General features: G+C 70.7%; 16 protein-coding genes. 13 read left to right on the top strand and 3 right to left on the bottom strand.

Going from position 1 to position 21,490, the window contains the following annotated elements; genetic code table 11:
* Positions 1–39 precede the first annotated feature (39 nt).
* Positions 40–672, top strand: a complete 633-nt coding sequence (locus tag ACFYTE_RS23655; protein ID WP_388713720.1) for a hypothetical protein — start codon at positions 40–42, stop codon at positions 670–672.
* Between the two features lie 299 nt (positions 673–971).
* On the opposite strand, the gene ACFYTE_RS23650 is transcribed toward ACFYTE_RS23655, so the two are convergent.
* Together ACFYTE_RS23650 and ACFYTE_RS23645 are read right to left on the bottom strand one after the other, a co-directional pair.
* A complete protein-coding gene (locus ACFYTE_RS23650) occupies positions 972–1,592 on the bottom strand; it encodes a hypothetical protein (protein ID WP_388713717.1) in 621 nt (206 codons plus the stop codon).
* A gap of 280 nt (positions 1,593–1,872) precedes the next feature.
* Positions 1,873–4,038 carry a RecQ family ATP-dependent DNA helicase gene (locus ACFYTE_RS23645; protein WP_388713714.1) on the bottom strand — a complete coding sequence of 722 codons (2,166 nt, stop codon included), beginning with the start codon at positions 4,036–4,038 and terminating at the stop codon, positions 1,873–1,875.
* Positions 4,039–4,180: 142 nt separating this feature from the next.
* Between ACFYTE_RS23645 and ACFYTE_RS23640 the strand changes: the two genes are divergently transcribed.
* The 6 genes from ACFYTE_RS23640 to ACFYTE_RS23615 all read left to right on the top strand — a co-directional run bounded on the left by ACFYTE_RS23640 (position 4,181) and on the right by ACFYTE_RS23615 (position 13,436).
* A complete protein-coding gene (locus ACFYTE_RS23640) occupies positions 4,181–5,689 on the top strand; it encodes a DUF4192 domain-containing protein (RefSeq protein WP_388713711.1) in 1,509 nt (502 codons plus the stop codon).
* A gap of 513 nt (positions 5,690–6,202) precedes the next feature.
* On the top strand, positions 6,203–6,961 hold the full coding sequence (locus ACFYTE_RS23635; protein ID WP_358907349.1) for an NUDIX hydrolase: 759 nt from the start codon (positions 6,203–6,205) through the stop codon (positions 6,959–6,961).
* A 159-nt stretch (positions 6,962–7,120) separates the two neighbouring features.
* Complete coding sequence (locus ACFYTE_RS23630) at positions 7,121–9,343, top strand: ATP-binding cassette domain-containing protein (RefSeq protein ID WP_388713707.1); 2,223 nt, start codon at positions 7,121–7,123, stop codon at positions 9,341–9,343.
* 163 nt (positions 9,344–9,506) lie between these two features.
* Positions 9,507–10,394 carry a FadR/GntR family transcriptional regulator gene (locus ACFYTE_RS23625; protein ID WP_388713704.1) on the top strand — a complete coding sequence of 296 codons (888 nt, stop codon included), beginning with the start codon at positions 9,507–9,509 and terminating at the stop codon, positions 10,392–10,394.
* Between the two features lie 446 nt (positions 10,395–10,840).
* Positions 10,841–12,382, top strand: a complete 1,542-nt coding sequence (locus ACFYTE_RS23620; RefSeq protein WP_388713701.1) for an RNA polymerase sigma factor — start codon at positions 10,841–10,843, stop codon at positions 12,380–12,382.
* Positions 12,383–12,578: 196 nt separating this feature from the next.
* On the top strand, positions 12,579–13,436 hold the full coding sequence (locus ACFYTE_RS23615) for a serine protease (RefSeq protein WP_388713698.1): 858 nt from the start codon (positions 12,579–12,581) through the stop codon (positions 13,434–13,436).
* 108 nt (positions 13,437–13,544) lie between these two features.
* On the opposite strand, the gene ACFYTE_RS23610 is transcribed toward ACFYTE_RS23615, so the two are convergent.
* Complete coding sequence (locus ACFYTE_RS23610; RefSeq protein ID WP_388713695.1) at positions 13,545–13,775, bottom strand: hypothetical protein; 231 nt, start codon at positions 13,773–13,775, stop codon at positions 13,545–13,547.
* A gap of 440 nt (positions 13,776–14,215) precedes the next feature.
* Here ACFYTE_RS23610 and ACFYTE_RS23605 point away from each other — a divergent pair, with 440 nt between their 5' ends.
* The 6 genes from ACFYTE_RS23605 to ACFYTE_RS23580 all read left to right on the top strand — a co-directional run bounded on the left by ACFYTE_RS23605 (position 14,216) and on the right by ACFYTE_RS23580 (position 21,459).
* Positions 14,216–16,339, top strand: coding sequence for a type IIA DNA topoisomerase subunit B (locus tag ACFYTE_RS23605; RefSeq protein WP_388713693.1), 2,124 nt, complete (start codon positions 14,216–14,218; stop codon positions 16,337–16,339).
* A gap of 563 nt (positions 16,340–16,902) precedes the next feature.
* Positions 16,903–17,427 carry a DUF1453 domain-containing protein gene (locus ACFYTE_RS23600; RefSeq protein ID WP_388713690.1) on the top strand — a complete coding sequence of 175 codons (525 nt, stop codon included), beginning with the start codon at positions 16,903–16,905 and terminating at the stop codon, positions 17,425–17,427.
* Positions 17,424–18,575 carry a sensor histidine kinase gene (locus ACFYTE_RS23595; protein ID WP_388713688.1) on the top strand — a complete coding sequence of 384 codons (1,152 nt, stop codon included), beginning with the start codon at positions 17,424–17,426 and terminating at the stop codon, positions 18,573–18,575. Before ACFYTE_RS23600 ends, ACFYTE_RS23595 begins: the two co-directional genes overlap by 4 nt.
* Complete coding sequence (locus ACFYTE_RS23590) at positions 18,572–19,252, top strand: response regulator (RefSeq protein WP_388713685.1); 681 nt, start codon at positions 18,572–18,574, stop codon at positions 19,250–19,252. The genes ACFYTE_RS23595 and ACFYTE_RS23590 overlap by 4 nt, the downstream gene beginning before the upstream one ends.
* 69 nt (positions 19,253–19,321) lie before the next feature.
* Entirely contained in the window at positions 19,322–19,870 is a 549-nt protein-coding gene (locus ACFYTE_RS23585; protein WP_388713682.1) for a DUF485 domain-containing protein, read from the top strand.
* Entirely contained in the window at positions 19,867–21,459 is a 1,593-nt protein-coding gene (locus ACFYTE_RS23580) for a cation acetate symporter (protein WP_388713680.1), read from the top strand. Before ACFYTE_RS23585 ends, ACFYTE_RS23580 begins: the two co-directional genes overlap by 4 nt.
* The last annotated feature ends 31 nt before the right edge of the window (positions 21,460–21,490 follow it).

Genomic DNA, 21,490 nt, shown 5'->3' with positions numbered 1-21,490 from the left:
GTCGTGCGTGCCAGACCGGCGTTTGATAAATATCAGCTCATGCCTCTCATTCCCGAGGAGCCTCAGATTCACGAGAGTGCCCAGGGTCCCCGCGCCACGCCGTCCAGCGGCCGCACCGCGCCGACCCCCCGTCCCGTACCCGGCCCCCGCCCCGCGGCTCCGTCGCGTCCCGGTCGCCCAGGCCCTCTCCGGCCCGCGCCGCCGATGCAACGTACGCCGCGTGACGTGGCCGCCAGCGAGCCGGGCCCGTCGGGTCCGGCCGCCTCCGCCGCCTCGGCGGCGAACCCGCAGATCCAACTGATTCCGGCCTCTGCCGAGGGAGCACTCGATGCCGCCGACGAGGCGGTGGACCTGCTCCTGGAGTCGGGCCGCTCTCCCGGTGATGTGCTGGTGATCACCACCGGTCGGCCGCATCCGTGGGCCGAGCACGAACTGTCCTTCGGCGACGCCTCCTACTGGGCGCAGCACGATGCAGGCGACGACGTCTTCTACGCGGACGCCGTCGGCGCCTCCCGTGCGGCATCCCGTCCGGTGGTCGTGGTCGCGGTCAACGGCGGTCCTGACACGGCTGCCGCCGCCGCCCTCCCGCTGGCCCATGCCCGGGCCGGTGCCCTGTTGATCGTCTGCGGTGACCCGCAGCAGATCAACGCGGTGCTGGGCACGGGCGTCTGATCCGGGTCCGGTACCCAGCCGGAACACCGAGAGCAGCGCGGGGCGTCGAAGCTACCGCTTCGGCGGCACAGGCACGGTGGTGCTTTTGGCATGCCCGGAAACCGGGGAGCGGCCCTTTCTGCCGGGGAAGCGCCGCACCGGTACCGGGCATTGGACTGCGTACCGGGCATGGGGCTGCGATGGCCCGGGCAACCGGCCCACTGCGGATCTCGTACCGGCGTCGGTCACACGGGCCGGCACGAGACTGGCCGGCTCCGCCGAGCACGGAGCCGATCTGCTTGGTCACAGGACCGTACCGCTCAACGGGCCGCCGCGCGGCGCAATACCTCCGAAACGGCGCCGCCGGTGCGGGGTGAGGACGGTGGGGCGTCCGCGGTGGCGAAAGGTTCCGGCGTCGAGTCCACGTTCGGGCGACGGCCGCCGCGGCCCTCGCCGAGTACCTGCCAGCCGTCCCGGGTCAGCGTGATGTACGCCCCGCAGCGCAATCCGTGCAGGGTGCAGGCGTCACGCAGGCCCCACATCCATGCGCCGTCCTCCTCTGTCCAACGCGCGTCCCCTTCACGGCAGTAGAGCAGCACCGCCGTGCGCACGGGCGTGCGGCGCCGCAGGTCGTGCGGGATGACCCGGCGCAGTTGGGACAGCAGCGCATTGCGGAACATCCACCCGTCGGCCGGTACCGGGCGACGGATGAACGAGGCGCTGGCCAGCAGTCTTTCCTCGGGGTCGAGGACCGCGACGACCGCGGTCGTCGCCTTGGGCCGGTGCCGGGTGTGCAGCCCGCTGACGACCTCACGGGGGTTGCGCAGCAGCGGGATCCCCGCGGCGGCCCACTCCGCGGGTTCAAGCAGGCGGTTGGTGGAAGCGGCGGACGCGGGCGTCGAGAAGGATGCCCCCGAGGACGGAGCGAATCCGAAGGTCACGTTTCTCCCTTCGGCTACGCGCCCACACTGCGGGCGGGGTCGGACTGGGGGACGCGCACCGCAGCAAAGCCCAACCGGATCACGGACGAACCGTGCGGGGAGCGGGCTTCAATTCTTCCTGTCGAACTTGGATGCGGCAACGAGCAATTGGGGCCAGCGACCCTTATCCAGGGATCTGTGGCTTATATCCCTACCCAGAGAGTCGTCCGACGACTCGTGGGACCGGCGGTCCCGCCGTTTTCGGACGCCGTGCGCCGAGCGTGCGCCGGTGTGGCGGATATCAGCCCTGGACGGCCAGGACCAGCGGCAGCACTCCCTGCGCTCCCGCCCTCCTGAGAAGGCGGGCCGCGACCGCCAGGGTCCAGCCGGTCTCGGTGTAGTCGTCCACGAGCAGGACCGGACCGCCCGCCGCCAGGAGCGCGGAGGCCAGTGCGGGTGGCACGACCAGCGTGCCGTCCAGTGCGTGCAGACGCTGCGCGCTGTTGCTGCGGGACAACCGTGGCGCTTCTCCCGTGTACTCCACCGACCCGAGTAGCGGCAGGCGGCCGACCTCCGCGATGCGCGTGCCCAGGGAGTGGATCAGCTGTGGCCGGGTGCGCGAGGCAAGTGCGACCACACCGACCGGCCGCGGCTGCGCGTCGGCGGCCCTCGTGGCCCAGCCGCCGGGACCCTTGGCCCAGTCGGCCAGCACATCCACCACGGCCCGCGCCACGTCGTCCGGCACGGGCGCGTCCGGTGTCGAGGGCGCGAGCATCGGCCGCAGCCGATTGCCCCAGCCGATATCCGACAAGCGCCCCAACGCGCGCCCCGGCCCCGCCTGTTCCCCGGCAGGAATCCGCCCCTTGAGGTCGATGCCGATCGCAGGCAGCCCCGTCGGCCACATGCGCCGGGGCTCGACCTCGACGCCCGCCCGCCGCAGATCGACGCGCGCGGCGTCCAGCGCGGCCACCGTCGTGTCCGCCGAGAACCGGCTACCGGCGCAGTTGTCGCAGCGGCCGCACGGTTTGGCCCCCTCGTCGTCCAGCTGCCGCTGCAGGAACTCCATCCGGCAGCCCGCGCTGTCGGCGTACTCGCGCATGGCCTGCTGCTCGGCCTTGCGCTGGCGGGCCACCCAGTCGTACCGCTCGGCCTCGTACGTCCACGGCTGCCCCGTGGCGACCCAGCCGCCCTTGACCCGCTTGACCGCCCCATCCACGTCGAGGACCTTCAGCATGGTCTCCAGACGTGAGCGCCGCAGCTCCACCAGGGGCTCCAGGGCGGGCAGCGACAGCGGACGGTCCGATCCGGCGAGGACGTCGAGTGTGCGGCGCACCAGGTCCTCGGGCGGGAAGGCGAGCGAGGCGAAGTATTCCCAGATGGCCTCGTCCTCCCGGCCCGGCATCAGGAGCACCTCGGCATGCTTTACGCCTCGGCCGGCCCGTCCCACCTGCTGGTAGTAGGCGATGGGGGAGGAGGGCGAGCCCAGGTGCACCACGAACCCGAGGTCGGGCTTGTCGAAGCCCATGCCGAGTGCGGAGGTCGCGACCAGCGCCTTGACCCGGTTGGCAAGCAGATCCTCCTCGGCCTGTTGCCGTTCGGCGTTCTCCGTCTTGCCCGTGTACGAGGCGACGATGTGCCCGCGCTGCCGCAGGAAGGCGGTGACCTCCTCGGCGGCAGCCACCGTCAGCGTGTAGACGATGCCCGAACCCGGCAGATCGTCGAGGTGGTCGGCGAGCCAGGCCATGCGGTGCGCGGCGTCCGGCAGCCGCAGCACGCCCAGGCTCAGGCTGTCCCGGTCCAACGGGCCGCGCAGGACCAGTGCGTCCGACGAGCCCCCCGTACCGAGCTGCTCGGCGACATCGGCGGTCACGCGCGCGTTGGCCGTGGCGGTAGTGGCCAGCACGGGCACACCGGGCGGGAGGTCGGCGAGCATGGTGCGCAGCCGGCGGTAGTCGGGCCGGAAGTCGTGGCCCCAGTCGGAGATGCAGTGGGCCTCGTCCACGACGAGCAGCCCGGTCGCGGCGGCCAGCTTGGGCAGGACCTGGTCGCGGAAGTCTGGGTTGTTCAGCCGTTCCGGGCTGACGAGCAGGACATCGACGGTGCCCGCCGTGATCTCCGTCTGGATGGAATCCCACTCCTCGGTGTTGGAGGAGTTGATGGTCCGGGCGTGGATGCCGGCTCGGGCAGCGGCGTCCACCTGGTTGCGCATCAGCGCGAGGAGTGGCGAGACGATCACGGTGGGGCCGCTGCCCCGGGCACGCAACAGCGACGTCGCCACGAAATAGACCGCGGACTTGCCCCATCCCGTGCGCTGGACGACAAGGGCTCTGCGGCGATCGGCGACCAGCGCCTCGATCGCCCGCCACTGGTCCTCGCGCAGCCGGGCGGCGCCCGTGGCATCCCCGACCAGCCGGGCAAGGACGATGTCGGCCTGTGCTCGCAGATCCGTGTTGCTCGTGTGCTCCATGCATCCCATCCAACAGGACACCGGCGACAGCCGAACGGCGCCTGTGGACAAGCGACGGCCCCACCGACGTGATTGTCGTGACCCTGCCTCGGCTTATCCACAGACTCAAGCGGAATCTCAAGATCCGCGAGATCGTCGGCGCATGACGAATCACAGCGAATCGACTGGACCCGCCGAAAACGGCGACGTCACGGAACAAAAGGAACTCGACCGCCGTGCCGCCCACGACACACAGGTCACCCTGCGCACCCCGGCCGAACTGGCCGATGCCCTGCCGTATCTGCTCGGATACCGCCCCGAGGACAGCATCGTGCTGGTGGCTCTCCACGACCGGGACGGACGCGGCCGGTTCGGCGGCCGGGCAAGGCTCGGCATCCCCGCGAGCAGGGACGACTGGGCGTCGGCCGCCCGGCAACTGGCCCATGGCCTGGTGGCCGGCAGCGAACGCCGGGGATCGCGGCCCGCGCAGATCGTCGCCTACGTCTGCCAGGAACCGGCGAAGGGGGAGACTGGCCGCGAGGTCATGCAGCGCCTTCAGCCGCTCGCCCAACTGCTGCGCACCGAATGCGGCGCCCTGGACGTACCCGTCATCGAGGCCCTGTGTATTTCGGACGGCCGTTTCTGGTCGTACTGCTGCCCGAACGCGGGCTGCTGCCCGGACGACGGAACACCCATGGGACTGCCCGGCACCTCCGTGCTGGCCGCCGCCGCGACCTACGCCGGTCTCCAAGTACGCGGCACGCTGCGCGAGCTGCGGGCCCGGCTGCTGCCCTGGGAGATCTCCGCCGCACTGGAACAGGAGATCGCGCTGGACACCGCGGGCGCCGCCCTGGTGCCCCGGCTTCTCGACGACGCGGACCGCGCAGACGTGGCGGAGGAAACGCTGCGCCTCGCCGAGCGCGTGCTCACCAAGTTCGCGGCGGCGGCCCCGGCGCCCGGCACACTCCCGGCGGACCTGCGCGACGACGCACTGCTCACCCACGACGAAGCGGCACAGTTGATCCTCGGCCTCCAGGACCGCACCACCCGTGACCGGGCCGCCGCATGGATGGAGGGCGACGACGCCGGTCCCGCCCTGCGCCTGTGGCGCGCCCTGGCCCGTCGCTGCGTCGGACCGTACGGCGAACATGCCGCCGCGCCGCTCACCCTCGCGGGCTGGGTCGCCTGGTCCGTCGGCGACGACCTGGAGGCCAGGGAAGCGCTGGCCATGGCCCTCGGTGCTGACCCCGACTACCTGTTCGCACGTCTGCTGCATCAGGCCTGCAACGAGGGCCTGGACCCGGAGGCGATCCGCCGCTGTCTGCGCGCGGAGCGCGCCGACCGTCCGGAGGCACGGACCGAAGCGACAGAGGCGACATGCCGGAAGCAGACGTCACCGGCAGCAGGTAAGGACTCGTCGGAGTCCGGATCGCGCCGTCGGCGCCGCGTACGCGTCCGGGCAGGCTCCGACGGCGACGCCCGTCCGGTACGAGCGGAGGGGCGGCGTTCGCGGCTGGCCCCCCGGCGCCCCTCCCGGGGCGAGGGCTCCACGCGCCCCGGCGTGTCGGCTACGGACGGTACACGTGCGCGTGCCGCGGACAGGAGCGACGCGGGCCGCGCATCTGCGGGAGGCTCACGGGCCGGCGGCGATGGCGCCGCGGAGGACTCGTGAGCGGCGGCGGACGCGACGCAGGCCGGTGGCGACGGGCAGTCCCGGACCGCCTGCGACTCGGCGGCAGAAACCGTCATCGGCCGCACGGCCTGACCCGATCAAGGTTCCGCCGTCCGCGCTGGTTGCTGCGACCAGGCGGTGCAGCTCTCCCGGGCGCGGCCGAGGCGGCGGCCCCGCGGGGTACTGATCCTGACGGCGATCATGGGCAACCACTACGACACCCGCATCCGGACGGTCGTCCTTCGACCGGCGCAGTGCCTGCCCCTGGGAGGGAGCCCACGAGGGGGCTGCGGGCCGCGGACCCCCGTGTTCCGTACAGGGCGGCCGCCAAGGGTTCGCCATGATCGACAAGCCTGCGGACGGCCGGCAACCGGGAGTGTGACCTCGCACGATGCCATTCGGATGAAGAACCGGAAACCGCTCGCGCGTCCGGCATCGGACCCGAACGGATCGGTCGGCGATGTGGTCGGCGAAGGGAGTGTTTATCGTCAGGCAGACGACTATGATCGCGGCATGCCCTACGACCCGTCAGCGTTTCCGCCCTTCGCCGTCACCGTGGACCTGGTCGTGCTGACCGTGCGCCGCCACGCCCTGTGTGCGCTGGCGGTGCGCAGGGGCGAGGCACCGTTCCAGGGGCGATGGGCGCTGCCCGGCGGCTTCGTCAGGGCCGACGAGGATCTCGCGCAGGCCGCGGCGCGCGAGTTGGCCGAGGAGACGGGCCTGCATGCCCATGACCCGTCCGCCCCGGCCCAGGACAACGGCGCCCACCTCGAACAGCTCGCGACGTACGGCGATCCCAAGCGGGACCCGCGCATGCGTGTGGTCAGCGTCGCTCACCTGGCGCTCGCCCCCGACCTGCCCGCGCCCCGCGCGGGCGGCGACGCGAGCAACGCGCGCTGGGCTCCGGTGGAGGAACTGCTGCAGCAGGGGGGGTACGGCCGTGACGGCGAACCCCTGGCACCGCTCGCCTTCGATCACGCCCAGATCCTGGCCGACGGGGTGGAACGGGCCCGTTCCAAGATCGAGTACTCGTCCCTGGCGACCGCGTTCTGCACGCCCGAGTTCACTGTCGGTGAGCTGCGCCGTGTCTACGAGGCGGTGTGGGGAGTGGCCCTCGACCCACGCAACTTCCACCGCAAGGTGACCGGAACCCCCGGATTCCTCGTCCCCACCGGAGGCACGACCACACGCCAGGGCGGCCGTCCCGCCCAGCTCTTCCGAGCCGGCGGTGCCACGCTGCTCAACCCTCCGATGCTGCGTCCCGAGGTCTGAGCGGACAGGGCCGGACGGTGCGAGCAGGCCCCTCTTTCCGTACCCCGCACCGGCCCGGACCGGGGAACCGCCGGCAGAAACATCAGGAGGAAGACCCCCAGCACTGGGCAGACAGGGTGATACCCGGAAAAAGGGACTCAGCGCGCTATCTTGCTGCAGGTGATCCAGGCCTTCGGACTGACCAGCAACCCCCGCAAGGCGCACCCGCCCGCCGTCAACGATGTCTCCTTCGAGGCACCCGCGGGCCGTGTCACGGCACTCCTGGGTGCGCCCCGCGCCGGCAAGACAACGGCGCTCAGACTGATGCTCGAACTCCAACGGGGCCGGGGGATCACCCACTTCAGAGGGCGGCCACTGCACCGGATCGCCCACCCGTCGCGCGAGGTGGGCGTCCTCCTCGGTGACGTACCCGGGCATCCGGCGCGCTCGGTCCGCGGGCATCTGCGCATGCTGTGCGCCGCCACGGGGGTCCCGGCCCGGCGCGCCGACGAGGTTCTCGAAGTCGTCGGCCTCGTCAGCCTGCGAGAGGAGCGCCTGGGCACGCTCTCGCGCGGGATGGACCGCCGGCTCGGACTAGCCTGTGCTCTGCTGCCCGACCCGCACACCCTGGTGCTGGACGCACCCGTGGACGGGCTGTCCGCCCGTGAAGCCCGTTGGCTGCACGGCATGCTCCGGGCGCATGCGACCCAGGGCGGCACGGTCCTGTTCACCACCGCCGAACCCAAGGAGGCGGCCCGCAACGCGGACCGGGTCGTCACCCTGGAGCAGGGCAGACTCGTCGCCGACCAGGAGGCCGTGGAGTTCGCCCGCACACGTCTGCGTCCCCGAGTGGCGGTCCGCACCCCGCACCCCGCCCGCCTCGCCGCCCTGCTCACCAAGGAGGCCCGCACCGACCGGCGGTCCGTCGAGATCGTTCGAGAGGAGGGCAACCGTCTTTCCGTGTACGGCAGTACGACTGCGGACATCGGTGACGTCGCCTTCCGGCACGGCATCCTCGTCCACCAACTCGCGGACGAGGTGGGCGACATGGGACCGGGCGCCGGAACCCGCCCGCACGATGGGGAGCACCCGGTCGACGTGCCGGAGGTGCCGGGCGGGCCGAAGCCCGCGCACGAAACGACGGCCGGCGGACAAGGGCAGAGCCAAGCGAGTCCGGAAGGGGTCCGGCTGCGACCGGGCCGCGGCCTGTCCGTCCTGAGGCGACAGCGAGCGGCTCATGAATCACCCGTGGCGACGGAGGGCCGGGGCGATCCTGAGGCACCACTTCCCGTGGGCGCGCCGTCGGCGGCGACATCCCGTGACCTGCCCGGCACACCTCCCTCCGAGGGCGCGCCGACCCCCGCTGACGGCCACCCCCTGGAATCCGACGACCACACGCCCGGCGGTCCGGAACCGACCGGACCCACGCCGGGGGCCGAGACCCCGGCCCCCTCCTCCGCTCAGACCCCGGACGCCGCACCCACCTCACCCGGTTCCACCACTGGCCCCGCGGCGCCGGTCATCGGCCGCGTACCCGCCGCCCGACCCGGGGCCGGGCCTTCGCATCGCGCCACCGGATCGCTCACCCCCGGCTCTTTGTCCCCTCTCCCTCCCCCCATCTCCGTCCGCCCCGCCCCCAGCCCCCTCCGCCCCCTGCGCTACGAATTGCGCCGCGCCACGGGGATCGGCACGGGCTTTCTCACCTGTGGTGTCGTGCTCGTCGTCTCCGCGGTCACGGCCGTCCTGCTCGCCCGCATCGGTCACACCCCGCAGGCGCGCCTGTTCGCCGCATGGCCCCGGGAGGTGCCCCTGCCGCCCGCGGCGCTCGGCGCGGGGCTGCTCGGCGCGCTGGCCTTCGGGGACGAGTTCCGCCACCCCGCCCTGGCGGCGGACCGCGGTTCCGTGCCCCGTCGGCTGGGCCTGCTCACCGCAAAACTGCTCGTCTCCGGGGCCACGGCGCTGATGCTGGCCTTCCTCACCGTGGGCTGCGACGCCGAAGTGCTCTATGTCGTCTACGGGCGGGAGCTTGCGGAAGTTCCCGCCGACTGGCTTTCGCTGAGTGCGAGTTGGTTCGGGCTGGTGGTCGGGTGCGCCTGGGCCGGGGTGCTGGCGGCGGGCGTCTTCCGGTCCACGACGGCCGGGCTCGCCGCGGTGCTCGCCGTACCGGTCGTGGTCGTCCCCGTCGTGCAGAAGATGGTGGGCGGCCCGGCCGTGCGGACCGCGGCGGGTCTTCCGGTCCGGATGCGGGAGGTCTTCCTGCTCCAGTGGCCCTTCGGGGGAGAGCGGTACCTGGCCGTGGTGGCCCGGGTGCTCGTCCAACCCGTGGGCGGCGCACTGGCGTTGTCGCTGACCGCCCTGCTCTGTGCGTATCTGCTCACGACGCTGCGCAGCAGGGTCAGATGACGACCGTCCGCGCGCTTCCGATCCGGCTGTGTGCACAACTCCCCCGGAGCGCGCCCATTTCTTTCCGATAAGGCGTCAATTGCGACGGGGTGAGCGATCACCCTTTCGTGTGCTTTTCACCAAAGACCTCAAGGCAGTTGGAGACAGCGCCGACAAAGGATCCGTGAGTACCCTTGCGCACACCATGATGACCGCCGCCCGCTCCACCGACTCAGGTCTGGTCGGACCGGGCGAACTCGACCGCTACCCCTACGCCGAGGGCCCCGCAGCCGACCGGCTCGGAACGCCCGCCTGGGAGGGTGCGGACCCCGACCTGGGCCGGGTGGGACGGCGCGCCGCGGGCAGCCGCGGCCGCGGCCTGCACGGCCAACTCGTCCAGCAGTTGGGCCAGATGATCGTTTCGGGCGACCTCGGCGCGGACCGCCCGCTCGTGCCCGAGGAGATCGGCCAACGCTTCGAGGTGTCCCGTACCGTCGTCCGTGAGTCCCTCCGTGTCCTGGAGGCCAAGGGCCTGGTCAGCGCCCGCCCGAACGTCGGCACGCGTGTGCGTCCCGTCAGTGACTGGAACCTCCTGGACCCGGACATCATTGAATGGCGCGCATTCGGGCCGCAGCGCGACGATCAGCGCCGCGAACTGAGTGAGCTGCGCTGGACGATCGAGCCGCTCGCCGCGCGCCTCGCCGCGGGGCACGGCCGTGAGGACGTCCAGCAGCGCCTTTCCGACATGGTGGAGATCATGAGCCACGCCATGGGGCAGGGTGACGCCCTCACCTTCTCCCGTGCCGACGCCGAGTTCCACGCCCTGCTCATCCAGATCGCGGGCAACCGCATGCTGGAGCACCTGTCGGGCATCGTGTCGGCCGCGCTCCAGGTCTCCGGCGGCCCGGTCACCGGCTGTGACCGGCCGAACGATGCCTCCCTGGCCCAGCACGCGCGCATCGTCGACGCGCTCGGCACCGGTGACGGCGCCGCGGCCGAGGCGGCGATGCGTCAACTGCTCACCATCCACCCCGAGGTGGAGCGTGTGGTGCCCGCGCCGCGCGAGCACTGACCGCGGACCGCGGGCGCTGTGGTCGCAGGCGCACCGCCCTGTGAGGGCTGTGCCCGGCCCGGGAGCCGTCGCTCGCCGGACCCCGCCGGACCCTTCCGGGCCCTCCTCGGTCCGGAGGGGTTCGGTGGGGCTCGGCGGCAGGGTGATGCGGCCCGATGGCGGCGGTGGTGCCGGTCGATACCGCCAGCAGCCACGTCTGACCGTATCTGACCGTTTTTGGGCACTTACGGGGTGTGACTCGGGCCACGAAGATTGGGCGTAACGCTCGGGGGATCAGCGCGATGACCTAAGAGGTGACAGCCGCGGAGGGAATACGGACGCCATACAAGGCGCTGTGCCCTTCCGGCGTCCGCCCGCGCCGTCGGCCCATCCCCAGGCCGGTGGTCGGCTCCAGTCCGCCGTGGACGGGGCCGGAAGCCGTTTTCCAACGTTCCGAGAGGTTGTTCGTGTCGGCCAGCACATCCCGTACGCTCCCGCCGGAGATCGCCGAGTCCGTCTCTGTCATGGCGCTCATTGAGCGGGGAAAGGCTGAGGGGCAGATCGCCGGCGACGACGTGCGTCGGGCCTTCGAAGCTGACCAGATTCCGGCCACTCAGTGGAAGAACGTACTGCGCAGCCTCAACCAGATCCTCGAGGAAGAGGGTGTGACGCTGATGGTCAGTGCCGCGGAGCCCAAGCGCACCCGAAAGAGCGTCGCAGCGAAGAGTCCGGCCAAGCGCACCGCCACCAAGACGGTCGCGGCGAAGACGGTGACCACCAGGAAGGCCACCGCCACCACGTCCGCTCCGGCCGTGCCTGCCGAGCCCGTCGCCGTCGACCCGGCCGAGGAAGTCGCGCCCGCGAAGAAGGCAGCAGCCAAGAAGGCGACCGCCAAGAAGACGGTCGCCAAGAAGGCCGTGGCCAAGAAGACGGCGGCCAAGAAGACCACCGCCAAGAAGGACGACGCCGAGCTGCTCGAAGAAGAGGTGCTCGAAGACGCCAAGGGTGCAGAGGAGCCCGAGGGCGCCGAGAGCGCCGGTTTCGTCCTGTCCGACGAGGACGAGGACGACGCGCCCGCGCAGCAGGTCGCAGCCGCCGGCGCCACCGCCGACCCGGTCAAGGACTACCTCAAGCAGATCGGCAAGGTCCCCCTGCTCAACGCCGAGCAGGAGGTCGAGCTGGCCAAGCGCATCGAGGCGGGCCTGTTCGCCGAGGACAAGCTGGCCAATGCCGACAAACTGGCCCCCAAGCTCAAGCGCGAGCTGGAGATCATCGCTGAGGACGGCCGCCGCGCCAAGAACCACCTCCTGGAGGCCAACCTCCGTCTGGTGGTCTCCCTGGCCAAGCGCTACACCGGCCGCGGCATGCTGTTCCTGGACCTCATCCAGGAAGGCAACCTGGGCCTGATCCGCGCGGTCGAGAAGTTCGACTACACCAAGGGCTACAAGTTCTCCACGTACGCCACCTGGTGGATCCGCCAGGCGATCACCCGCGCCATGGCCGACCAGGCCCGCACCATCCGCATCCCGGTGCACATGGTCGAGGTCATCAACAAGCTCGCGCGTGTGCAGCGCCAGATGCTCCAGGACCTGGGCCGCGAACCCACCCCGGAGGAGCTGGCCAAGGAACTCGACATGACCCCGGAGAAGGTCATCGAGGTCCAGAAGTACGGTCGCGAGCCCATCTCGCTGCACACCCCGCTGGGCGAGGACGGCGACAGCGAGTTCGGCGACCTCATCGAGGACTCCGAGGCCGTCGTCCCGGCCGACGCGGTCAGCTTCACGCTCCTGCAGGAGCAGCTGCACTCCGTCCTCGACACCCTGTCCGAGCGTGAGGCGGGGGTCGTCTCGATGCGCTTCGGTCTCACCGACGGGCAGCCGAAGACCCTCGACGAGATCGGCAAGGTGTACGGCGTGACGCGTGAGCGCATCCGTCAGATCGAGTCCAAGACGATGTCGAAGCTGCGCCACCCGTCGCGTTCGCAGGTCCTGCGTGACTACCTCGACTAGTCCGGCGACCGCGTCGATCGATCTCGATCGGCCTCTGGTCGTACGAAGTCGGGTTGCGACCGATTGAGGTCTCATCGCGGTGCTACGACGTCGAAGGCCCGGTCCCCCGTAGTGGGGCGCCGGGCCTTCGTGCTGCGGGTTGCCGTGCTCTGGATGACTCTGGGTGTCTCATAGGCACTCAGAGTGAGGAGCGTGCATGCGACGCCCTATCGCGCGAGCACTGATCCGGCCGCTGGTTCTGGCGGCTGCCGCGACCGCCATACCCCTGACCGCCGCGGCCCCGGAGGCTGCCGGCAGTGTTGTCGTCGGCGGCTTTCCCGTCGATGTCTCCCAGAGCCCCTGGACGGTCGCGCTGTCCAGCCGTGACCGGTTCGGGGGTACGCGGGCGGGGCAGTTCTGCGGTGGCGTGGCGATCGGCCGGACCACCGTGCTGACCGCGGCCCACTGTCTGACCGAGGAGGTTCTCGGGGCGCCGCCGAACGAGGCGCGCGACCTCAAGGTCATCGCGGGTCGTACCGATCTCCTGTCGGCCGAGGGGAAGGAGATCGCCGTACGCGAGGTCCGTATCAATCCGCGCTATGACGCGGCGACCAATGCCGGCGATTTCGCCGTGCTCACTCTCACCGCGTCCCTGCCGCAGAGCGATGTCATCGGCATGGCGGCGGCCGGCGATCCGGCCTACGCGCCGGGCACGAGCGCCACGGTGTACGGATGGGGCGACACGACGGGCGCCGGGGACTACCCGCGGCAGTTGCGGGCAGCACGCGTGCGCGTGCTGTCGGACGCCCAGTGCGAGCGAGCCTATCCCGGCGGTGTCGACGGAGCGTATCGCGCGGAGTCCATGCTGTGCGCCGGAGAGACCCAGGGCGGCCCGGACGCCTGCCAGGGCGACAGCGGAGGGCCGCTGGTCGCCGAGGGGCGGCTCATCGGACTGGTGTCATGGGGGAGCGGCTGCGGGCGGGCAGGGAGTCCCGGTGTCTACACCCGGGTCTCCGAAGTCGTCAGGACGGGCGCGAGCGGCGTCGGCGCAAGGAAGCCCCACACGGGCGCCTGACGCCCTGGATCGCTTGCTGAGGGACACGACGACGGGCGGCCGCTCCAAGAGGAGCGGCCGCCCGTTCACCGGCTTGTGCCGGGACTGGCTCGTCGTGGATGCGAGATCTCAGCGCTCTTCTTCGGCGGCGGATGCCGGAGCGGACGTCAGCCGCTCCGTCTCGTCCTGTATCTCAGCGGCGATCTTCTTGAGTTCCGGCTCGAACTTGCGGCCGTGGTGGGCGCAGAAGAGCAGTTCTCCGCCGCTCAGCAGGACGACGCGCAGGTATGCCTGGGCGCCGCAGCGGTCGCAGCGATCGGCGGCCGTCAGCGGGCTCGCGGGGGTCAGAACAGTAGTCACGTCGCCTCTTCTCTAGCTCGACGAGCTGTCGTACCAGGGTCAACATCCAACCAGCCCGAAAACGTTCCCGCTCGTGGCTCTTCCTCGAAAAAATCTCTCCGGGGCGGCTGTCTGCTGCCGGTTGGCGGCGAATGTGCCGTATTGCGTGTCTATGTGTCTTACGGGTTCGCGCTGTCTATCGGGTTTCGGTCCCCCCGGCTGGCTTGCCGGTTGTGAATGAGGACGTGCCCGGAGCCTAAATGGTTCATGCCTCGAAGGGAACGTGATATGTACTTCACTCCATGGAGGGATCGAACACCCATACGACTGTGGACTAGTGTGAGTTCAGACGAGGGTGGCGTTACAACGGCTCTACCAGGCCTCGGTACCCTCTTGGCGGCGACCGAAGCCGCGCCCTTACCCAAAAGGGCTCACCTGAAATTCAGCGAGGAGCGAACCGCGTGACCGCCGACACGTCCGTGCCGTCCACTGCGCTGCTGGCAGGAGCAGACCGGGACGGCTCCAACTACACCGCGCGGCACCTGCTCGTCCTCGAAGGTCTTGAGGCCGTGCGCAAGCGTCCCGGTATGTACATCGGCTCGACCGACAGCCGCGGTCTGATGCACTGCCTGTGGGAGATCATCGACAACGCCGTGGACGAGGCCCTCGGTGGGTACTGCGACCACATCGAGGTGATCCTCCACGACGACGGTTCCGTGGAGGTGCGGGACAACGGCCGCGGCATCCCCGTGGACGTCGAACCCAAGACCGGCCTGTCCGGCGTCGAGGTCGTCATGACCAAGCTGCACGCCGGCGGGAAGTTCGGCGGCGGCTCGTACGCGGCCTCCGGCGGTCTGCACGGCGTCGGCGCATCCGTGGTCAACGCGCTGTCCGCCCGCCTCGACGTCGAGGTGGACCGCGGCGGGCACACCCACGCGATCAGCTTCCGGCGCGGCGTCCCGGGCGTCTTCGCGGCGAACGGCCCGAGTGCCAAGTTCGAGGCCAAGAGCGGCCTGCGCAAGACCAAGAAGATCCCCAAGACCCGCAACGGCACGCGCGTGCGGTACTGGGCCGACCGGCAGATCTTCCTCAAGGACGCCAAGCTCGCCCTGGAGACCATGCACCAGCGGGCCCGGCAGACCGCCTTCCTGGTGCCCGGCCTGACGATCGTCGTACGCGACGAATTCGGTCTCGGCGAGGGCGGCAGCAAGGGCGAGGAGTCCTTCCGCTTCGACGGCGGCATCAGTGAGTTCTGCGAGTACCTGGCCACCGACAAGCCGGTCTGCGACATCCTCCGCTTCTCCGGTCAGGGCACCTTCAAGGAAACGGTGCCCGTGCTCGACGAGCACGGGCAGATGACTCCGACGGAGGTCACCCGCGAGCTGGGCGTGGACGTCGCACTGCGCTGGGGGACCGGCTACGACACGACCCTCAGGTCGTTCGTCAACATCATCGCCACCCCCAAGGGCGGCACCCACGTCGCAGGCTTCGAGCAGGCCGTCACCAAGACGCTGAACGAGGTGCTGCGCGCCAAAAAGCTGCTGCGCGTCGCCGAGGACGACGTCGTCAAGGACGACGCCCTGGAAGGGCTGACCGCGGTCGTCACCGTGCGCCTGGCCGAGCCGCAGTTCGAGGGTCAGACCAAGGAGGTCCTCGGCACGTCCGCAGCCCGCCGCATCGTGAACAACGTGGTCTCCAAGGAACTCAAGGCGTTCCTGACCTCCACGAAGCGGGACGCCGCGGCGCAGGCCCGGGTGGTCCTGGAAAAGGCGGTCGCCGCCGCCCGTACGCGCATCGCGGCCCGCCAGCACAAGGACGCACAGCGCCGCAAGACGGCCCTGGAGTCCTCGTCCCTGCCGGCCAAGCTCGCCGACTGCCGCAGCGACGACGTGGAACGCAGCGAGCTGTTCATCGTCGAGGGAGACTCCGCGCTCGGCACCGCGAAGCTCGCCCGGAACTCCGAGTTCCAGGCGCTGCTCCCGATCCGGGGAAAAATCCTCAACGTCCAGAAGTCGTCCGTCACCGACATGCTGAAGAACGCCGAGTGCGGCGCGATCATCCAGGTCATAGGAGCGGGATCGGGCCGGACCTTCGATCTCGACGCGGCCCGTTACGGCAAGATCATCATGATGACGGACGCCGACGTCGACGGCTCCCACATCCGCTGCCTGCTGCTGACGCTGTTCCAGCGCTACATGCGGCCCATGGTCGAGGCCGGCCGGGTGTTCGCGGCGGTGCCGCCGCTGCACCGCATCGAGCTCGTCCAGCCGAAGAAGGGCCAGGACAAGTACGTCTACACCTACTCGGACCGTGAGCTGCGCGACAAGCTCATGGAGTTCCAGAGCAAGGGCGTGCGGTACAAGGACTCCATCCAGCGTTACAAGGGTCTGGGTGAGATGGACGCCGACCAGCTGGCCGAGACAACGATGGACCCGCGCCACCGCACCCTGCGCCGGATCAACCTGTCCGACCTGGACGCCGCCGAACAGGTCTTCGATCTGCTGATGGGCAACGAAGTCGCCCCCCGCAAGGAGTTCATCTCCAGCTCGGCGGCCACACTGGACCGCTCGCGGATCGACGCCTAACGACCGCGCCGCGGCCCCCTCGCCGGGGCCGCGGCGGACTCGGCAGCAGCCGGCACTGGCCGGGCCCCGGCCCGGTACGGTCCTGGCATCGGCCGCACCAGCGCTTCCCGTGGACCGGCACAACGGACCCGTGGCACAGCGGTCCCCGCGGGCCCGTAGTGCCTCGGGCCGGGACACCGCTGGGCTCGGGCAGGTAAAGGGCCGGGCACCGGCACGGTCGCCCGGTTTCCGCGCGCCGGCTCACCGTGTCACCGGACCGGACCGGACCGGACTGTCACAGTCGCTGGTGCTGGTGCTGGTGTCCGCACGCCGACACCCAACGTCTCACCTGGCCGGGCTGCCTCGGGCGACTGTGGCGACGGCCGCACCCCCGCGTTTTTGCGTGCCCGGCCGAATGACCCGGGCGCGCGCCTGGTTCTCCACCCGCGGGTGGAGGTTGGCCCGACCTGCGGATCCACCCGTGATCCACCCCGGCTCCGATTCGCTGACCTGCGCATTTCCGTAGCGTCGTAGGCATCGGCAGCACCCGCAGCCGACACCCCCTTCCGCTCACGGAGGCTTTGATGTCCGGGCTGGTCAATGTGTTGGTGATCGTGGCCGTGGTCGCGCTGGTTCTGGTGCGGCAGTTCCGTGCCCGCGCGATCGACACCGACCGGCGCTGGTGGGTCCTGCCCGTCATCCTGGCGGTCGTCGCCCTGCGCGAGCCCGGCATCATCGACGCCCACCACCGCACCGAATCCATCACACTGCTCGGCGCCGAACTGCTCATAGGCCTGGCGATGGGAGCCGGCTGGGCCTGGACGACACGGGTGTGGACCGAGTCGGACGGCGCCGTGTGGACGAAGAGCACTAAGGCGAGCGTGGCCGTCTGGGCGTCCGGTATAGCGCTGCGCGCCGGCCTCTTCGGTCTCGGGGCGGTGCTGGGGATCCATCAGGACAGCTCGGCCCTGCTCCTCGCGTTGGCCGGCACTCTTGTCGTCCGCTCCGGAATCCTGGTCTGGCGTGCGCGGTCCCTCACCGCGGCGACCGGGCGCGGCGCGGCGTACGGTGACGCCATGCGCCGGTCGGCGTGGAAGGAGGGCGTGTGACGGAGAACGCCTGGACGCGCTGGCCTTCCCGTGAGGCGCTGGGCCGCGAGGGGATCACCCGGCCGAGACGCCTGCTCGCCTGGTCGGTGCGGGTCGTGGCGATCGGTGTGCTGGCGTGGGGTGCCTTTGACGCCCATCACGTCCATGGCTGGGGCACGGCAGCGGCGGTGGGCGGGATCCTCCTGACCGCGGTCCTGTCCTGGGGCTTCTACCGCACCACCTACGGCCATCGGCTGTGGCCGTCCCTCGGGCTGATCGTTCTGCTCCTGGGCGTGGCCGCGCTCGCTCAGGCGACGGGGTTCCAGGGACCGGCGCTCGTCGTGTGGTGCGGCTGTGCCATCGGCGCGCTGGAGCGGCTCCCGCTGGGAGCGGCGCTGCCCGTCGCCGCGGCCGCCCTCGCCTCGTTCTCCGTGATCAACAACGACGTCTGGCTGACCACCGCCGCCATCGTGACGGGCATGGCGCTCGCGGGATACATCATGCGTCTGGACGCCGAGGCACGCGGCGGCGCCCAGCGCCTGCTCGCTCAGGAGCGCGCCGCCCGGGCCGCCGAGGCGGAGTCGGCGGCGCTCGCGGAGCGGGCCAGGATCGCCCGGGAGATCCACGACGTCCTCGCACACAGTCTCTCGGCCCAACTGGTGCACCTGGAGGCGGCCCGGCTGCTGATCGAACGGGACGCGGACCGGGAACAGATACTCGAACGGGTGGTGGCGGCGCGCGGCATGGCCCGGGAGGGGCTCGCGGAGACCCGGCAGGCGCTGTCCGCGCTGCGTGGCGAGATGACCCCGCTGGAGGACTTCCTGAGCGATCTGGTCAAAGTGAGCGACGGGGCCGAGGTCACCGTCACGGGCGATCGCAGGCCGCTGCCCGTCGAAGCGGCACAGGCCGTGCGCCGGGTCGCGCAGGAGGCGCTGACGAACGTCCGCAAGCACGCGCACGGTGCCACGATCCGTGTGCTGCTGGAGTACGGCGAGCACGAGGTCAGGCTGGACGTCAGGGACTCGGGTGGTACGCCGGGCGAACTCACCGAGGCCGGCGGCGGGTACGGTCTGCTGGGTATGCGGGAGCGCGCCGAACTGCTGGGTGGTTCGCTGGAGGCCGGGCCGGACAAGGAGGGGTTCGCGGTGACGTTGAAGGTGCCGGTATGACGCAGGAGGCAGGGAGGAAGCCCGCGCGGGTGGTCGTGGTCGACGACCAGACCGTCGTCCGCGAAGGCATTGTGATGCTGCTCGGACTCCTGCCCGGCATCGAGGTCGTCGGCGCGGCGGGCGACGGGGAGGAGGCGGTCAAGCTGGTCGCCGAACTCGCGCCGGACGTAGTGCTGATGGATCTGCGGATGCCGCGCTGCGACGGGGTCGAGGCCACCCGCCGTATCCGCGCGGAGCACCCGGGCACCCAGGTCGTGGTGCTCACCACCTTCGCGGACGACGAGTCGCTGTTCCCCGCGCTGCGCGCGGGAGCACGGGGCTATCTCACCAAGGACGCGGGCGGCGACGAGATCGTACGCGCGGTGGAGAGCGTGCTGTCGGGGGACGCGGGTCTGTCGCCGAGTGTCCAACGGCGGTTGCTGGAGCGGCTGTCGCAGCCGGAACCGCAGCCGGTGCGCGTCGAGCCGCCCGACGGGCTGACCGCGCGGGAGACCGAGGTGCTGGTCCTGATCGCGGAGGGGCTCAGCAACCAGGAGATCGCCCGCAGACTGCATGTCTCCACCGCCACGGTGAAGACCCACATCAACAACCTCTTCGCCAAGGCCGGGGTCAAGGACCGTGCCCAGGCGGTGCGTTACGCGTATGGGAAGGGGCTGGTGCGACCATCGGCGGACTGAGTCACCTGATGGGGTGAAGAGCGGAGGGAAGAAGAGTCGGGGATCTTCCCGTTCTGTCCATCCTTGGGCATGCAGTCAAGTGACGGTCGTCCCGACGGGGACAGGGGCGGTCCAGAGAGTTCGGCCGAGCACCACGAAGCGGCACACATGACGTCTCGTGAGGTGAGGTACGACGATCCCTGGTACGACGCGCTCGCCTCCGGCTGGGGCGAGTTGGACGCCATGGGTGCGCCCGCGCCCTCCGTGCCGGCGGCGCGGGAGACGAAGGAAACGGCTGCCGTTCGCACTCGCGACATCTACCTGGAGGTGCAGCGCAGTGCGGCTTTCCAGGAAGTGCGCAGCAGGTACCGCAGGTTCGTGGTGCCAGGAGTCGCGGTCTTCTTCGCCTGGTACGTGGGTTATGTGATCGCCGCGACGACCGCGCCCGGTCTCATGGCCAGGCCCGTGGCCGGAGCGCTGAACGTGGCCATGCTCGCCGGACTGGGACAGTTTCTGACCACCTTCCTGCTCACCTGGGCCTATGCCCGGCACGCGCGGTTGCGCAGGGACCGGGCCGCGCTGGAACTGCGATGGGACACACAGGAGTTGGCGCGGGGCGCGCAGGGGGGTGCATCGTGACGGGGCAGCATCAGACTCTGGCGTTCGTGCTGTTCAGCGCCTTCGTGGTCGTCACGCTGGGGATCACGACGTGGGTGAGTCGCAGGCGGCATGGTTCCGCGGAGGAGTTCTACGCCGGCGGGCGGCTCTTCTCCCCGATGGAGAATGGTTTTGCCATCGCGGGGGACTATATGTCGGCCGCATCGTTCCTGGGTGTCACGGGGCTCATCGCGCTGTTCGGCTATGACGGGCTCCTGTATGCGGTGGGCTTCCTCGTCGCATGGCTGGTGGTGTTGTTCCTGGTGGCCGAACTGGTCCGCAACTGCGGGCGGTTCACGCTGGCCGACGTCGTGGCCGCGCGGATGAGCGAGCGCCCGGTGCGGATCGCCGCGGGAACCTCCTCGGTCACCGTCTCCGTTCTGTATCTGGTGGCGCAGATGGTGGGGGCGGGCAGCCTGGTGGCGCTTCTGCTCGGGCGGACGGGTGCCGCGGCGCAGGCGTGGACAGTGATCGGCGTCGGCGCGCTCATGGTGATCTATGTGTCGCTGGGAGGGATGCGGGCCACGACCTGGATCCAGATCGTGAAGGCGGTCCTGCTGCTCGGCGGGACCATCGCGCTGACCGTGCTGGTGCTGCTGCGCTTCCACGGCGATCTCGACCGGCTGCTGGTCACGGCCGCGGAGCGCAGCGGGCACGGGGACGCGTTTCTGGCGCCCGGGCTGAAGTACGGCGGGGACTGGACCGCCCGGTTCGACTTCATCAGCCTGGGGCTCGCACTGGTCCTGGGCACGGCCGGGCTGCCGCACATCCTGTCCCGCTTCTACACGGTGCCGACCGCGCGGGCGGCCCGCCGCTCGGTGGTGTGGTCGATCGGGCTGATCGGCGGCTTCTATCTGATGACGTTCGTCCTCGGGTTCGGGGCGGCCGCCATCGTCGGACCGGAGGCCGTGCGCGACTCGAACGCGGCGGGGAACACGGCGGTTCCGCTGCTCGCCCTCGACCTGGGCGGCGGGGCGGACTCCACCGGTGGGGCGGTGCTGTTCGCGATCGTGGCGGCCGTCGCCTTCGCCACGATCCTCGCGGTGGTCGCCGGGATCACGCTGGCCTCCTCGGCGTCCGTGGCCCACGACCTGTATGCCTCGCTGCGGCGGGGGCGCGGCCCGGCGCGCAGTGAAGTGACCGTGGCGCGGGTCGCGGCGGTCGGCATCGGCGTGATCGCCATCGCGCTCGGCCTGCTGGCCCGCGATCTCAACGTGGCCTTCCTGGTGGGCCTAGCCTTCGCGGTGGCCGCCTCCGCGAACCTGCCGGTGCTGCTGTACTCGCTGTTCTGGCGCGGCTTCACGACGCGCGGCGCGGTGTGGGCCGTATACGGCGGGCTGGTTCCGGCGTTGGGGCTGGTCGTGCTGTCCCCGGTGGTGTCGGGCAGTCCCGGGTCGCTGTTCCCGGCCGTCGACTTCCAGTACTTTCCGCTGGAGAACCCCGGCATCGTCTCCATCCCGCTGGGCTTCGTCGCGGGCTGGCTCGGCACCGTCACCTCGGACGAGGCCCCGGACGAGGCCACGTACGCGGAGACCGAGGTGCGGTCGCTGACCGGGGCGGGAGCCGTGTAGGAGGGGGCGGTCTGTCTCCGGGTACGGGGAG

Source organism: Streptomyces sp. NPDC004629, from assembly GCF_042873595.1.
Classification (GTDB): Bacteria; Actinomycetota; Actinomycetes; order Streptomycetales; family Streptomycetaceae; genus Streptomyces.
This window is presented reverse-complemented; position numbering and strand designations above follow the sequence as displayed.

What these genes read in the sequence shown, in the direction of transcription:
- ACFYTE_RS23655 (WP_388713720.1), top strand. Translation starts at nt 40, where the DNA reads ATGCCTCTCATTCCCGAGGAGCCTCAGATTCACGAGAGTGCCCAGGGT.
- ACFYTE_RS23645 (WP_388713714.1), bottom strand. Translation starts at nt 4,038, where the DNA reads ATGGAGCACACGAGCAACACGGATCTGCGAGCACAGGCCGACATCGTC.
- ACFYTE_RS23640 (WP_388713711.1), top strand. Translation starts at nt 4,181, where the DNA reads ATGACGAATCACAGCGAATCGACTGGACCCGCCGAAAACGGCGACGTC.
- ACFYTE_RS23635 (WP_358907349.1), top strand. Translation starts at nt 6,203, where the DNA reads ATGCCCTACGACCCGTCAGCGTTTCCGCCCTTCGCCGTCACCGTGGAC.
- ACFYTE_RS23615 (WP_388713698.1), top strand. Translation starts at nt 12,579, where the DNA reads ATGCGACGCCCTATCGCGCGAGCACTGATCCGGCCGCTGGTTCTGGCG.
- ACFYTE_RS23600 (WP_388713690.1), top strand. Translation starts at nt 16,903, where the DNA reads ATGTCCGGGCTGGTCAATGTGTTGGTGATCGTGGCCGTGGTCGCGCTG.
- ACFYTE_RS23590 (WP_388713685.1), top strand. Translation starts at nt 18,572, where the DNA reads ATGACGCAGGAGGCAGGGAGGAAGCCCGCGCGGGTGGTCGTGGTCGAC.
- ACFYTE_RS23585 (WP_388713682.1), top strand. Translation starts at nt 19,322, where the DNA reads ATGCAGTCAAGTGACGGTCGTCCCGACGGGGACAGGGGCGGTCCAGAG.